Annotated in this window: 13 protein-coding genes; 1 reads left to right on the top strand and 12 read right to left on the bottom strand. The window is 59.7% G+C overall.

What is annotated here, in order from left to right:
- Window positions 1-110: 110 nt before the first annotated feature.
- Both AAID99_RS04405 and AAID99_RS04400 read right to left on the bottom strand, forming a co-directional pair.
- The gene (locus AAID99_RS04405) at window positions 111-1,523 is read right to left on the bottom strand and encodes an amino acid permease (protein WP_498493247.1); all 1,413 of its coding nucleotides are present in this window, start codon (window positions 1,521-1,523) and stop codon (window positions 111-113) included.
- A gap of 200 nt (window positions 1,524-1,723) precedes the next feature.
- Entirely contained in the window at window positions 1,724-2,569 is an 846-nt protein-coding gene (locus AAID99_RS04400) for an undecaprenyl-diphosphate phosphatase (RefSeq protein ID WP_188426510.1), read from the bottom strand.
- A 128-nt stretch (window positions 2,570-2,697) separates the two neighbouring features.
- On the opposite strand from AAID99_RS04400, the gene AAID99_RS04395 reads away from it, so the two are divergent.
- The gene (locus AAID99_RS04395; protein WP_188426511.1) at window positions 2,698-3,150 is read left to right on the top strand and encodes an MlaD family protein; all 453 of its coding nucleotides are present in this window, start codon (window positions 2,698-2,700) and stop codon (window positions 3,148-3,150) included.
- A gap of 51 nt (window positions 3,151-3,201) precedes the next feature.
- On the opposite strand, the gene AAID99_RS04390 is transcribed toward AAID99_RS04395, so the two are convergent.
- The 10 genes from AAID99_RS04390 to AAID99_RS04345 all read right to left on the bottom strand — a co-directional run bounded on the left by AAID99_RS04390 (window position 3,202) and on the right by AAID99_RS04345 (window position 15,058).
- Complete coding sequence (locus AAID99_RS04390) at window positions 3,202-4,320, bottom strand: D-alanine--D-alanine ligase (protein WP_498493246.1); 1,119 nt, start codon at window positions 4,318-4,320, stop codon at window positions 3,202-3,204.
- 7 nt (window positions 4,321-4,327) lie between these two features.
- Window positions 4,328-4,924 (bottom strand): DedA family protein, encoded by a 597-nt coding sequence (locus AAID99_RS04385; RefSeq protein ID WP_188426512.1) that lies wholly within the window; start codon window positions 4,922-4,924, stop codon window positions 4,328-4,330.
- A 118-nt stretch (window positions 4,925-5,042) separates the two neighbouring features.
- A complete protein-coding gene (lra1, locus tag AAID99_RS04380) occupies window positions 5,043-5,936 on the bottom strand; it encodes an L-rhamnose 1-dehydrogenase Lra1 (RefSeq protein ID WP_498493245.1) in 894 nt (297 codons plus the stop codon).
- Between the two features lie 66 nt (window positions 5,937-6,002).
- On the bottom strand, window positions 6,003-7,718 hold the full coding sequence (locus tag AAID99_RS04375; RefSeq protein ID WP_498493244.1) for a dihydroxyacetone kinase family protein: 1,716 nt from the start codon (window positions 7,716-7,718) through the stop codon (window positions 6,003-6,005).
- Window positions 7,719-7,751: 33 nt separating this feature from the next.
- A complete protein-coding gene (locus tag AAID99_RS04370) occupies window positions 7,752-8,744 on the bottom strand; it encodes a hypothetical protein (protein ID WP_498493243.1) in 993 nt (330 codons plus the stop codon).
- Window positions 8,741-10,747: a D-erythronate dehydrogenase gene (gene denD / locus AAID99_RS04365; RefSeq protein WP_498493242.1), complete on the bottom strand. Its 2,007-nt coding sequence runs from the start codon at window positions 10,745-10,747 to the stop codon at window positions 8,741-8,743. Before denD ends, AAID99_RS04370 begins: the two co-directional genes overlap by 4 nt.
- Before the next feature lie 75 nt (window positions 10,748-10,822).
- On the bottom strand, window positions 10,823-11,764 hold the full coding sequence (locus tag AAID99_RS04360) for a LysR substrate-binding domain-containing protein (RefSeq protein WP_498493241.1): 942 nt from the start codon (window positions 11,762-11,764) through the stop codon (window positions 10,823-10,825).
- Between the two features lie 45 nt (window positions 11,765-11,809).
- Window positions 11,810-13,219, bottom strand: a complete 1,410-nt coding sequence (locus tag AAID99_RS04355; protein WP_498493240.1) for a carbohydrate porin — start codon at window positions 13,217-13,219, stop codon at window positions 11,810-11,812.
- 81 nt (window positions 13,220-13,300) lie between these two features.
- Entirely contained in the window at window positions 13,301-14,224 is a 924-nt protein-coding gene (locus AAID99_RS04350; protein WP_498493239.1) for a 2-hydroxyacid dehydrogenase, read from the bottom strand.
- Between the two features lie 30 nt (window positions 14,225-14,254).
- Window positions 14,255-15,058: a 2-keto-4-pentenoate hydratase gene (locus tag AAID99_RS04345; protein WP_498493238.1), complete on the bottom strand. Its 804-nt coding sequence runs from the start codon at window positions 15,056-15,058 to the stop codon at window positions 14,255-14,257.

Below are 15,058 nucleotides of genomic sequence, written 5' to 3'. Positions count from 1 at the left end.
CCGAACGCTCCCCCCTTTCTGATTCTTGTGCGTCCCTTATCCACAACCTTACCCACGAACACATCCACGGAATCTGTGGGTAATTCGAGGAGCCCACTTCTCACTCTGCCTCAGTCAGCGCTCTTCTTCGCGAAGCTGGAGTTATGACGGGAATAGTACCAGTAGGTGACAAAGCCGAGACCCGCATAGGCGAGCAGAAGCAGGGCGGGCACCGGGTTACCATGCATGAGCGCCCGCGCCATGTCTGCGAAAAGCGGGGCAATCATCACGATACAAAAAAGTATGCCCAGTAGCGGGGTAAAGCCGATCCACCAGCCTTTGACCCTGAAACCGCCCAACGGCACGCTGAAGCTGCGCGGCATGTCAGGATGCATGTTGCGCTGCCAGATTACCGTAAAGCAGACGATACCGAACGCGGCTGCCGTGCCAATGCTGACGAGATCGCTGATCACGTCGATCGGCAGGGTTGCGGTCGCAAGAGCCACGATGATCCCGAGCAGGATCGTCCCCGTCCATGGGGTATGATAGCGCTTGTGAACATAAGAAAAGATCGGGGGCAGCAAGCCGTCGCGGCTCATGGCGAAGAAAATACGCGTCTGACCATAGAGCAGGCCAAGAAGTACCGAACAAAGGCCGATGGTCGCTCCGAGATTGACGAAGAGCGCGAGCCAGGGCTGGTGCATCGCGCGCACCGCAATTGAGAGCGGGTCTGCGACATTGAGCTGCTGATACGGCACGATACCAATCAGGATGGACGCCACGCATACATAGACAAAAGTGCAGATTACCAGACTGCCGATAATGCCTATCGGCACGTCACGACGCGGGTTACGGGCTTCTGCCGAAGCCGTAGAGACTGCCTCGAACCCGACATAGGCAAAGAAGATGATCGAGGCCGCGCGGAACATGCCGGGTATGCCGTACTGGAATCCCCCGCGATATTCAGGAATGAACGGGTGCCAGTAGGATGGATGCAGCGCGAACAGGCCGCAGGCGACAAAGAGGAACAGGACGCCGACCTTGATGAACACGATAATCGTGTTGACCCGTGCAGATTCCTGCACGCCGCGCACCAGACAGGCAGTGACGACAGCAATGGCAATGGTCGCAACCAGATCGAAACGCCAGCCTGAGGTGATGGCCATGCCACCACTGCCCGGAACGGTCTGAAACGTGGCCTGACTCAGGGCTGCCGGTATGTGAAAACCAAAGCTCGACAGCAGGCTCGTGGCGTAACCAGAGAGGCCGGAAGCAACTGCCGCGCAGGAGATGCCGTATTCGAGCAGAAGCAGCCAGCCCACTGTCCAGGCGGCACGCTCGCCCATAGAGACATAGGCATAGGAATAGGCCGATCCCGACACCGGCAGGCTGGAAGACAGCTCGCCATAGGAAAACGCCGTGAAGAGACAGGCGAGAGCGGCAATGACGAAAGAGACGAGAATGGATGGCCCGGCATATTCCGCTGCCGCCGTTCCGGTCATGACATAGATACCGGCGCCAATGGTCGAGCCGACACCCAGCATGACCAACTGGGTTGCCGTCAGAGAGCGTTTCAGCCCGTTCGTCTCATAATCAGCCGTGACCTGTTCGAGCGTCTTGCGACGGCTCCCGGCAGGAGAAGGTGAGAGTGGAGGTGTAGCCAGGTCAGGAATGGTGAAAATCGCCCATGTTCGAAAAAGCCGATCATGACGGATCGGCCGTCAAAGTGGAAATTATTTCGTTATCAGAAGAGAACGAGTGCCAGTAGCGAGAACAGGCCGGCCCCCATGCAGTAGAAGGCAAAAGGCGACAGCGCCCAGCGGTCGTGATTGCGGAAATATTTCAGCAATACGGCAGTGCTGATCAGCGCGGTAACGCCTGCGGCGATCGCCGCCATCACCGAGATCTGCGCCATCTCGTGGCTGACGGTCATGTGGCGCAGCTGCCAGGCCTCGTGCACCGTTGCTGCCAGCACGGCAGGCTGAGCCATCAGAAGCGAGAAGCGCGCCGCTGTCTCATGATTGAGTCCGCGAACCAGGCCGGCATTGATGGTCGAGCCAGAGCGCGAGATGCCGGGGAACAGGGCAAGACACTGCCAGCAGCCGATCACCAGTGCGTCCTTGGCCGACATATCGGCAATGGCACGCTGCGGACGACGGCCTTTATAGGAACGCATCCACTCGGTCACGAGCAGGATAAGCCCGTTGAGGAAGAGGAACAGTGCCACGGCGACCGGCGTGCCGAAGATCACCTTGAGTCGATGTTCGAAAGCGGCACCGAAGATCACGACCGGGATGGTTGCAACGACGAGCAGAACCAGAATACGGATGGACTCTTCGCGACGCGTCGGGCCGTGGCGTCCGATAGCCCCGGTGAAGATGGCCAGCCAGTCACGCCAGAAAAAGCAGAACAGCGCGACCAGCGTGCCGAAATGCAGCATGGTCAGAAACGGCAGGAACAATTCGCTGCGCTCGTCCAGGTTCCAGTGAAGCAGAGCCGGGAGCAGCACCGCGTGACCGAGACTGCTCACGGGAAAAAGTTCGGTCAGTCCCTGGACGATCGCCAGAACCAGTGCTTGTAGCAGCGTCATATCAGCTCAGTATGAAAGAAATGTTTCTACCTCCTGCCTCAGCGCGGCCCGGATCGCAAGCCCGCGCTTGACCATGATCGCAACTCAGGCGAAGAGTTCCGCTGTTATAACAGGCAGGTGAACCGAAGATGGCGGCAAAAAACAGGGGCGGCGCGATTCTGGCGAGCGCTATGGTGCTTGCCCTCGCGTCAGGCTTCGCCCTCTATGCCGTCGCCCAGCGTCATGGGCCTTCTGGCGATACACAGCGCTTTCACGCCCGCTTCGTTTCAGCCAACGGGCTGAACCCGGGCGCTGTCGTGGTTCTGGCAGGTGTCCGCGTCGGCACGGTCTCCCATGTCGGCCTCGATCCGCAGACGCAGATGGCACAGGTCGATTTCTCGATCGACCGCCATTTGTCTCTGCCGCAGGACACAATCCTCTCGATTGCGGCCCCGAGCATGACGTCCGACAACGCCCTGGTCATCGCGCCGGGCACGTCGCGTGAGCGCCTTCCGAGCGACGGCACCATTACAAACACCCAGGCGCCGAGTTCGCTGGAACAGCAGGTCAGCAATTATATCTTCGGCTCCGGGATCCAGTAGGAAAAAGGCCGAGGCATAGACCTCGGCCTGCTTTGCCCCGGCGGAGCTTGCTCAGTCGTTGAGCGGATAAAGCGCCAGCAGGCGGCGCTGCTTGCGCCAATAACGCAGCATCGTATAGGCGCCACATGTCTTGCGGCCACGGGCACGGTTCATCGCCCCGATACGGAACGCCTCACGATAATGAAAGAACTGCGCGCGATAGGCCTCCCAGAGCGTGGTTCTGGAATCCCAGATATGGGTTGCCTCCGACCCGACACCATTCAGCTCGATGATCTCGAAATCCTCGCCCCGGCGCAGGGCGTCGATGGAGGCAGCCTTGACGTCGATCCGACCGAAATGAAACTCGGTGATGTCGCCGATAATTTCGTCAAGACGTCGGGTCAGGGCAGGGGTCGCATCCTTGCATCCATTGCGGAAGATAGAGCCCTTGCAGTGATTGCCAGTAAAGACGAGCTGCACCGGCTCGCCGCATGCCGGAACATCGTCGAGCCGCCCTTCGAGGCGTGGCAGATAGATGTCTGACAGAAGACTGGTACGGGTGTCGCGCATGATCAATTCGCGGATGGTGGCGACACCATCGCCCTCAAGCACCGGAGATTCCTTGTAGGTGATCGAGGTGATGCGCCCTGAAGTCGCTCCAGGCTCACGAATATAGAATAGCCCCGCCTCGACGGGCCCCGTAGCCAGCGCCTGGGCGAGAATGCGCACACCTGACGGGAATTGCCTCAGCACCGGCAGCAGGTCCGACGGACGCTGTACCAGCTTTACGCCCGTGCCATTGCAGCCGATATCGGGCTTGACCACCACGGGGAAGGCAATGCCCTTTTTGCTCAATGCGACGGTGATCGCCTTGGCGTCTTCCTCTCGCAGTCCCTTACGCAACATCCGCGTCACATAAGGCGCTATCCATCTATTGGCGACGGGACCGGCAAGATCGAGAATACCGCTCTTGCTCTCGCCGCAGAGACCGCCGGTCTCGATGCTGGGATTGGCCGCACTCGGGACACTGAAATCGCCATAGCGCAGCCCGAGTGCGATCCAGTAGAGCACGATGGGCGTGTAGAAGATCGACCCCGGCCAGAACTCGAACAGGGAAAGCGGATGAGGTGCCTTGCCATCCTCGTCGGGAGTCCCGGTCTGCGAGGACAAATCAGGCGAATTCTGGAGCATTGATCGATCAGTCACTGAAGGTCTGGAAACGTGCAATGAGGCGTCCGACAAAAAGAATGGTCAGGATGAAGCCCGCTATGCCGAACCAGCGCCAGCTGGCCATATGGGCTGACAGCCACCCCCCGACATGCAGGGAAACGCTGAAAAGGAGCGACGTCCAGATCAGTGTAGCGACAACCGCGCTCGCTGCAAAAGAGCCGAATGGCGCCCGAAAGAATCCGCAGGCCGTATAGAGCGGCAGACGCGCACCGGGAATGAAGCGGCTGATCACCACCGTACGGACTACATTGCGGTGAAACCAGCTCCGCCCCTTGTCATGACGAGGCAATGTCAGCCAGCGCCGTGCTGGCGGCCATTTCGCACCTATGGCGCCGAGACCGTAGAGGCCGAGATCGCCCACCGCGACGCCGATATAAAGCGAAATCAAAGCGAGGGTTACGGTGATGCGCCCCTCATCGACCGCCATGGCCGCAATCATGGTGGTGGCATCTTCAAGAATGAACGTGCCCAAAATGACCGCAAGCCCTTTCGACCACCACGCCGCTCCCGCAACCGATAGAAGATGATAGAGCGAACTGCTGCGAAAGGGGGCACCGTGGGACATGGCGCTTCATGTGCCACGCCCGACGGAAAAACGCCAACCCGATGCAACCGACTCGCAACCCGGTTCTCATCTCCCGACCGTGCCTCTGAGGGTGGGCGGTCAGCGTACTAAGGCTTGTCTATTGCAGGTTGACGAAGCAGCCGCCATCGACCAGCAGCGACGCCCCCGTGACATAGCTTGCCATGGAAGAGCCCAGAAATACGATTGGGCCTGCCAGATCTTCCGGCGCCCCCAATCGACCGAGGGGAATGCGACCGATCATGGCCTCTTCCTTTGTCTTGTCTGACAGATCCTCTTCATTGATCGCGGTGCGTATCGTGCCGGGCAGAACCGAATTGCATCTTATGCCGAACTTTCCGAGAGCAACGGCACTGGACTGCATGAGGGAGTGAATGCCAGCCTTGGTCGGGGTGTAATGCGTCTGGTACGCGCCGCCGACCAAAGCCGAAATCGAGGATACGGCGATGATTGCGCCGCCGCGGCCCTGACTGACCATCTGGTTGGCCGCAGCCTGCACCATGAAATACGCGCCGAGCAGATTGACCCCGACGGTCTTTATGAGCGTCTCGGGTGGCAGGTCGAGAAAGGCATGAAACGGGCAGATACCCGCATTGCTCACGAAGATATCGAGCCCACCGAGCTCCTCGATTATGGCGGTGATGAAACGCGTTGCGGTCTCGTGCGCGGAAACATCGCCCTGAAGATAGAGGGCCCGCCGCCCCTCGGCCCGTATGGCGTCAAGAATGGGCTGGACGCTTTCTTGCGGCACAATATCGGTGATGGCGACATCGGCGCCCTGACGGGCTGCTTCGAGCGCGGCGGCACGGCCGATACCCGCCGCACCGCCAGTGATCGCGAAAACCTTCTCTTTCAGAAGCATGTGAAATTCCTGACCTGTCATCTTCAGGCGTGTCTGCCATCCATCCTCGCCGACGGCCGGGCATGGCCGCCCTGAAGGGGCACGGTGACAGGCGTCCTGCTGGCGCAACTCCCAAGCGATGATAACGGTCATCGCCCAACCCGAGACCTGAACTCATGGCGAGGTCGCTTCACGGCTGCCTGTCCGGCTGGGCGCGCCTCAGCTGAGTTCCTGAATCAGGGGAGTGAGCGTCTGCATCGCCAGGGCGAAAGACAGCGCCCCCGGATCGGGATATCCCTTGCTATGATCGCCATGCGTCTTGGCGCGTCCCTTTCTGGCCGCAAAATTCTTCGTTTCTTCTGCGCCACGATGGGCCTCATCCACGGCACGGGACCAGCTTTGCGCCAGTCCATGCCCGGCGAGACTCTGCTCCTCAAGTGTCGCAATGAAGGGGGCGAGCGCATCGACCATGGTCTTGTCGCCAATCTCGGCCTTGCCGATCGCCATGATACGCTGGCCGCCTCTGATAACCCCCTGGACCAGCCGCGACCCGTCGAAAGCGCTGCTGTCATCCAGAACGGTCGAAAAGGCGAACAAGGCCTCTCCCCAAAGAGCACCTGACGTGCCGCCCGCCCGGTCTCCCCAGGCATCGGCGGCAGCTTCCATCACCGTTCGGGCACCGGCACCTGCTTTGGATGCCGCCTTAGCTGCCCGAGAGGCAGCCCGCGCACCACGCGCCATGCCCTGCCCATGATCACCGTCACCAGCAATGGCGTCGATGCGCCCGAGCATGGCCTCTTCATCCTGCATCGTCTTCGCAAGGCACGCCATGGCTCTGGCAACGCAGGCACCGGCGCTTTTCCCTGCTGTGCTTGATGCGGCCTCATAGTGCACAGGCAATTCGGCAATGGCCTGTCGGGAGGCTGCAACCCAGTCTCCCGTCACTTCATGACGACACAGGGCAGGTGAGGTGACAGGGGCACGCCAGAAACGCTCGAGTTCGTCATCAAGCCAGGTGATGGTCAGCGAACAGCCATACATATCGAGGCTCGTCGCATAGGAACCAAGCAGCGGTGCGATGAGGGTCAGGCCATCACGCTCGAACAAGGCTTCGAGCTCATTCCACAACACGAAAAGCTCTTCGGTTGTCGTCGCGCCTGCGCCATTAAGCAGCACGGCAAGCCGTCTGGCCTCGGGCGGTTTTTCCGCCATGACCCGCGCATAGAGTTCCGCTGCGATTTCTTCTGGCGCAGCCAGGATGCGCTCTTCAATTCCGGGTTCGCCATGGATGCCCAGACCGAGTGCCATCCGGCCCTCGGGTACGGAAAAGATTTTTTCGGGCGCACCGGGCAGGGCACAGCCATCAAAGGCAATGCCGAAGGAGCGCGTCTGGGCATTGGCCTTGCGAGAGACCGCTTCAACGGCGTCGATGTCATATCCGGCATCGGCTGATGCGCCCATGATCTTGAAGACGATGATATCACCCGCCACGCCGCGCCTGCGTTCGGGCGTTTCAGCAGGAGCGCTCGCTACATCATCGGTCGTCACTACAATACGCGTGTCGATGCCTTCGGCACGCAGGCGTTCGGCAGCGATGCCGAAATTGAGATTATCGCCTGCGTAATTGCCAAACCCCATGACGATGCCGCCCCCACGATGCGCCAGACGCCCGATATTGGCTACGGCCTGAATGGAGGGAGACGCAAAGATGCCTCCCATCACCACCGCATCGGCAAAGCCCGGCCCGACAAAGCCACAGAACGTCGGATAATGGCCCGATCCGCCCCCGACGAGAACCGTCACCTTACCTTCGGGACCAGCCTGTGCGCGCAGGGCACCACTTCGTACGGGGCGCACGATGTCCTGAAAGACGTGATTATAGGCGCGAAGACCATGCGTGGCGAAATCGTCTTCATTACCGCAGATATCGACCATATTTTCATGTTCCGTTTGATGGCCCGCATGAGCCTATTGCAGCAGGGAGTCCGTGATCTGAAGATCGGCTTCAAGCAGGCGCCTCGGCATCATGCCGCGTGACAGGAGCTCTTCGTGATAGACGCCAACGGCTTCTGACGGGGTGAGGCGTCGCTCGACCACCGCACGCATCATCGCCACCATTGCAGGTGGATATTCCGCATCAAGGATCTTGCGCCCGAAAAGCGCTGCACGGGCACCGCATAGCTGTGCCTGATGCAGAAGTTCGAGACAGTCGCGGGTCGTACCGCTGCCTCCGCCCATGATGCCGACCACAAGTGACGGGTCGTAGCGGCAGAACGCCTCGAGCGCATAAGCCCCATTGAATGCCAGCTTGAGGAAAACCGGGCGCTCGCTCTCATGCATACCCGCCAGGGCACGGCTGACCATATCATTGAGAAAGCTGCCGTAATCGATCTTGTCGAGCAGTGGATGCGTCGGGTTGAACACTTCCAGGAAATGGGAAATGCCCGCCGCCTGGGCCTCGGCCCTGAAATCACGATAACGGAAAAGGGCGTCGGCATCCTCGCGCGCATCGCCGCTGAATGTCATGGAATAAAGACCGAATTTCACCGGAAGCAGATCGAGGCGAGCCGTCCTGAAAGGAATGGAAGGCTGCCTGCCATAATCACCACCGCGAATGCGCCACAGATCTGTCGTGTCATTTAGCCTGACGGCCTGCCGGATCGTGCTCCTTTCGAATACGCCCTGTTTGTTGAGGCGCCCCAGCGTCGACACCGACGCCAGCACGATGTCCACCAGGTCCTGCCGCACGATTTCGCCAATCGCCGCGTCGAATTCGGGCAGTGTTGCCGGGCACTGGGTAACCGGATTGGTGCCAAGCGCCGAAAGGCCGCCCGCCATATCGGCATCTTTGGCATCGGCAATGATGAAATCCGCCGGGCCGTCCGTACCCGCTTTCATACGGTTCAGCTTCTGGTCGAAACGCATTAAGGCGGCCGGTTCGTGATAGGGTTGATAAGTCATAGCGGCAGGATCCTGCGGATATAGTCCCGGTTGAGCGCAGCAACACTCAGACCATCGCCGCCGTAATGCTCGACCAGAAACGGGCTCGCATAACCATGTTCGAGCGCCATCGCGATGGCTGCGCGGTAACTGATCACCCCCTGTTCCATGGGGGCTGGTGCAGTCACGATCATGCCGGTCGTGGCATCCTCGGTGCGCAGATAGTTCTTTACGTGCCAGTAGCGCAGATAGGGGGCGAGCTTGACCATCATGTCACGCCAATGCTCCATCGGGCGGTGCAGCCGCACCAGATTGCCGATATCGGCATTGATGCCACAGGCCGGGTGATCGACGTCATGTATGAAGCGTACTGCTGAGTCGGCAGAGCCGAGATAAGTGTCTTCATACATTTCGAGTGACAGCACCACCCCGACGCTCTGGGCATGATCGGCAAGCTCGCGAATGCGCGACACCGCCTTTTTCCAGACCTGCGGGTCTGCCGGGTCGCAATGGCCGGGCGCCGTCCAGAACCAGAGGGCTTTTCTCTGCGCCTCACTCAGTGCTGCCGCAAAACCGACGGCAATTTCGCGAGCGCCGATTTCCGCTGCGGTATCGATCACACGATGGATATAGGCGAGCGATGCGTCTGCCTTCTCCGGATCAGGGTCGATCACCGAGCGGCGTGACGTCGAAATAGCCGGGATACTCAGCCCCAGCTCGGCGCATACCGACAGAAATTCGAGCCGTCTTGAGGCAGAGAGATCGGCCACACGCAGCCAGCAATCGGTTGGATCGAGTTCGGTGAACCCGGCGCGCCGTACTTCGGCAAGCGTGGCAGCCCAGCCTTCGGCCCTCTGGTCCTGAACGGAACTGCCATCGGGCAGGATCGCCGGATACTGGATCATGGCCGCTGCGATCGGCCAGTTCCTGGCTGTCCAGGGCCTCACATGGGGGAAAACATCGTCATGACAGGGGGGGCAATCGGGAGCTGCCGGTGCCGCCCAGAGCCGGGTGGAAGTCGTGGGTACCAGCGGCGCATCATGAAGCTTGCCGCCCAGATCGTCGTCGATATGGGCTCTTATGATGTCCTCGAACGTCTCATCAGCGGTGAAGCCAAGGCTCAATGCCCAATGTGTGTCGAACGCCTTGGGCCAGCTTGAGACGAAATGCTGGATGAAGGGGTCTGGCTTGTCCCGTATGAGAGAAACAGCCTGGTTGCCTGCCACATGGCGCAGGGCGTCGATCTGCTCTTCTATCGTCACGCTCAGGGCGGGAAGCGTAAAGACAGGACGATGGCGGATGGTCTCGTAATCGATCTCTAAGGCATGCCTGAGGGCTTTCACCGCAGCACGCGGGCTGGCCAGCCAGTGGCGCGTCTCTCTTGGGACGGGCAACACGGCTTCCTGACCGATCAGCGGTTCTCTGATGATGCTCGAGAAAAAGCCCGAGACTGCGGCATTGGGCGTGCCAGGTCGCACACAGATCGTGGGCATGCGCGGCGCCACACCATCGAAAATGCCGCGACGCGCGTAATCACTGAGCAGCAGCTCGACCATTGCCTTTTGCACGCCATAGCTGCTCTCGGGTGTCGGTATCTGGCTGTCGCTGATCAGATCAGGCAAAGGACGCCCGAACACGCCAATGGATGAGGCAAAGACCAGACGCGGCTTGTAGCCCTCGCTCTCATGAAGAACGCGTATCGCTTCAAAAAGCGTGCGCGTGGCATCGAGGTTGACCCGATAACCGAGCTGCATGTCCCCCTCGGCGGCACCCGATACGATAGCGGCAAGGTGGAAAATGACATCGGGCCGCTCGGCCAGCAGCGTTTCAGCAGTGCCTGGAACGGTAAGGTCGGCAGCCACGCAATCGACGACACCCCGGAAACCCTGCGGCATAGGGGGCGCCACAAGATCGGCAAGAATAAGCTGTGAAGGTCCGGGGAATAAACCGTTCGGCTTATCTACAAAACTCTCTGTAAGCTTTCGGCCCAGCATGCCTGCTGCGCCAAGGATGAGAACACGCATGATTTCTCTTCCCCCTTATCGTTACATCATCAATGCATCGAGGAAGGACGAGCCCGGGGGTAAAGTCGACGAGACTTACTTGATGACGCTATCGGATAATCCGATAGCCCGACATTTTATCTCGTCGTAGAGATAGGCCATTGCAGGCGTAAAAGGCCGATCACGGAGACGAACCAGAGAGTAGGGCGACAGAAGATCCGGCATGACGACCGGCAATTCCCGCAATATTTCTGTCTGTTCGAACAGATTGAAGACTGCTCTCGGCAATACTGCCAGAAGCGTCGACTGCTGAAGAAGGTCGATCGTTGCATAGATCGACGTCAATTCGACCGGAAAGAGTGGCAGAGGCAATCGCGCCATCGTGAATGCTGATTCGATCGCCTGACGCATCGGACTTGGCGCAGTATGGACGATCCAGCGTGCATCAATGAGTTCCGCAAGACTTGTTGGTGGATTCTGCAGGATCGGATTTCTTGCACCAGCAACGACGACAAGACGCTCGGGGGCGAGTTCCTCGACCGTCAGCAATCCCGCCGAAAGATTGTCAACCGGTCTGCAGACTGCCAGATCGATGCGCCCTGCCTGCATCATCTCCATCAGATCATGGCTGGTATTGACGTGCAGCGTTACGCTTATATCTGGCTGAGCCTCTGCCAGGTCGGCGAGTATGGGCAAAATGATCTCATGCAGGGGGGCGCTGATCGCACCGATCGAGACCGTTCCCGACAACCCATGCTGAACAGCCTTGAGGTCGTGTCGCAAGCGGCCGAGATCGGCCAGTATCTGTCTTGCGTGGCGAATGGCGACAGCCCCGGCACGCGTAGGGGTCAGGCCATGGGCGTGGCGTTCGAAAAGCTGCACATCAAGATCGGTTTCCATATCCTGCAGCAGTTTCGATGCAGTCGGCTGCGAGAGATTGAGCGACCGCGCCGCCCTGTTGAGGGCGGGTTCCAGGTCGATCTGGCGCAGCAGCAGCAACTGCCTGAACTTGAGGCGAAATATCAGATTGTCGGTCATGCCCCGATGGTGGCGTTGATCGATGGTTCTGTCACTTCACGTCTGTCAAAGCACCGCATGAATCTTGAGGCCGATGGCATCGACCTGCGGCTTGTTGGCCTGGAGATTGGTACGCCAGATATGCTGATAATCCGGCTGAATGGAGATGCCGCGAAAGGCGTGAAAATTATAGGTCACTTCGAAAGTCATGAGATGGCTTTGCGGATAGGTGGCGCTGCCAGGCAGGGAAAGGTTTTTTCGATAACGTATCCATTGCGAGGCGACGAGGTCACGGCTGGCAAAGGTCTCAGACCATTCGACGCCGAATGTATCCTTCGGTCGCGCCTTGATCAGTCCACGATCCACGATGCCAGCATAGACCTGCCAGTCATAAGGGCTGTTTTCACCCTGGCTTTTCGTCATCCCGGCCAGGGCATAGAGCCCTTGCAACGGCCCTGACCCATTGCGCACGAGCATCTGGTCACCCTGAAGCCAGATCTGCGTCTTGCCGTTGGTCCAGCCATAGGGCAGGCCTGTCGCTGCTGCCGGGTTACCGTTCACGTCCCGATAAAGGTCACGGTAATTCGACGAGTCATAGGCGACACCGAATTTGTAGTGCCCGACGAGATTATGTCTGCCGAATGAGGGGATAAGCCCGATTTCTGTCGGAATATACACGCCGGTATAGAGTTCCGTACCCATGCGAAAGCCGGTGCGATCGTATTGGTTGGTGTTGAGATAGGGATTGACGCCATAAAGCCCGGTCTGGACATAAACGCCGTGGAGCGGCCAGTAGCGCAGTCTCGTCCCCCAGGTGGAACCGGGATAGGTGCCATAGCCTGCCGCCGTACGTGTGAGCGATTTCGGAATGCCGCAATTCGACTTGTTCATGAAGGTGCAGAACAGTGGCGAATTGGCGAAATCGATGTTCACCGGCATTTTGCCAAGTGCGATCTGCACACGGTTCCTGAACAGATCCTGCGTGCCGTAGACATAAACCAGATGCACGCCGACATTGCCCCCACCGCCATAGATCTCCTGAAATCCGTTTAGGGAGCGTTCACCCAGATCGGCCGCGAGATTATGCCCGGCACGATTGACGATCACGGCGTGGGTGATGAAGCCGCGCCAGCCGATTAGTCTGGACCAGTCAAGATCGAGTTCCATGCCGATCTGATGGGCATAGCCCGCGTCGCCCGCATGACCGGCGTTCAGCACCATGGCGCTTTCGCTGGTATAGTCGACAACGATGCCGACGCCCTTGCGATTGAGCTTCTTTACCAGACGATCCCAGGCGGGGATCATGCTCTCCACCGGCGGCGTGAAAGGCGTATTGGCATAGGAAGTTGGGGTATCGAGCGCGAAAAGCGGCGCCGTCTCTGAAATCGGACCTCGATACTGAGCCCGTGCTGCAGGCGCAAGGGCGCATAGGGCGCCCAAAATGGTCAGGGCCCGGGTGGAAAGCCTGTTTGGCATTGTCTGAAAACCCTGAAATGCAATTCTTGCGTCAGGGCGTCTGGCCGAATGGCCAGAACACCGGGGTCAATTCCCCATAAGCTAGAGCGCTACGGGTGTGAGCAGCGGACGGCCTGCGAAATGTGCCGCGAGGTTATCAACCACGAGCCTACCCATGGCCTGGCGCGTCTCAAGTGTGGCCGAAGCGCGATGGGGCTGTAAGACGACATTGCCCATCGTCTTGAGCGCGTCGGGCACGTTAGGCTCATCGACGAAAACATCGAGTGCTGCGCGGCCAAGCCGCCCTTCCTGCAGCGCAGTGACAAGCGCCTGCTCATCGACCACGGTGCCACGGGCCACATTGACTAGGAGACCGTTCGGCCCCAGCGCCTCGATCACCTCGCGATTGACCAGATTGCGCGATTGCGGGCCGCCCGAGGCTGCCACCACAAGGACATCGCTCTGTGCCGCCAGTGCCACGAGGTTGTTCACGAACGGGGTGAAGGGCAGGTCCAGATTGCGTCGGCTGAAATAGGATACCTGCATGGAAAATGCCTGAGCACGACGCGCAATTGCCTGACCGACCTGACCCATGCCCACGATACCAAGTCTTGACCCCGAGACCTTGCGTGCAAGAGGAAGCCCTTGCTTGCCCCACAAGCCGTCACGCACCAGGCGGTCTCCTGGCAGCAGGTCACGCAGGGAGGCGAGCATGAGCGCCATGGCAAGATCGGCTACATCGTCGGTCAGCACGTCACGCGTTACGGTGACGGCAATACCGCGCCTTGCAGCTTCGACAAGATCAACGGCATCGGTTCCGATACCATTGATGGCAATCACCTCCATCGCAGGCAGGGCATCCATTATCGCGCGTGGCACGCCGGTGCCGCCGCCGGTCGCGATGGCGCGTATCTGCACATCACTCGGTAGCGTGTCTTTCTGCCAGCGGTGCACGGTATAAGCCGCATCCAGCGCAGCCTCGATTTCGGGCATCATGGGTTCGATCAGGAGAAGATGAGGCTTCATGACATGGTCCTTTTACTGGTCAGGCAGGTTTCAGGGCAGAATGACATTGACAGGGGCGAGAGAGGCAATCTGCGCTGTGGCCGTGGTGCCGGGCGGCACAAAAATCGTATCGGTCATTGAACCGGTCGTGACGATGGTGCCTGCCTTCAACGGCAGGCCACGCGCACTCGCATGATTGGCCAGCCAGACGAGCAGACGTCTTGGGTCCCCTGCGGAATTACCTCCGATATGCTCAATCACGCGGCCGTCACTCAGGGCGAGATGCACAGTCTCCGAGACGGGGCTCAGGCGACGCCATGCGGCTTGCCCTTCGCCGATAACCAGCGCGCCATGGCTACCCTGATCGGCAAGATGCGCCAGACGCGGCTGTGAATTGGGCCGTTCGAACCGTGTGTCGATAATCTCGATGGCGGTATGGACCGAACCCACAGCGTCGAGCACCTCATCGAGCGACCAGGCACGCTCACGTGGCAGAAGGTCACGAGCGAAATGGTAAGCAATTTCTGCTTCGACGCCATAATGACGCAGGCTGTTCTCAGGCAGCCGGGTATCACCCCAGAACAATGTCGCGTCATGCAGCGGTGCGGCGAAGGGAAGCCCCTCATGGGAGGGTGCCCCAACTTTCCAGCCCGTTACTTCCCCGAGTATGGGTCGCAGGGCATGAACCATCTCGTTCTGCACGCCATATGCGGCATCCTCATGTTGCGGAACAAGCCCTGCCTTCAGCGCTGCGAGAGGCGCGGCGCCCCGACGCACGGCCAGAAGGCGGTCGGCGAGGGGAGAGAGGCCAGCAGAGGCGTCACCTGTCGAATTGGGGCAATCGAGATAGCTCAT

Source organism: Asaia sp. Ae19-3, assembly GCF_059801175.1.
This window is presented reverse-complemented; position numbering and strand designations above follow the sequence as displayed.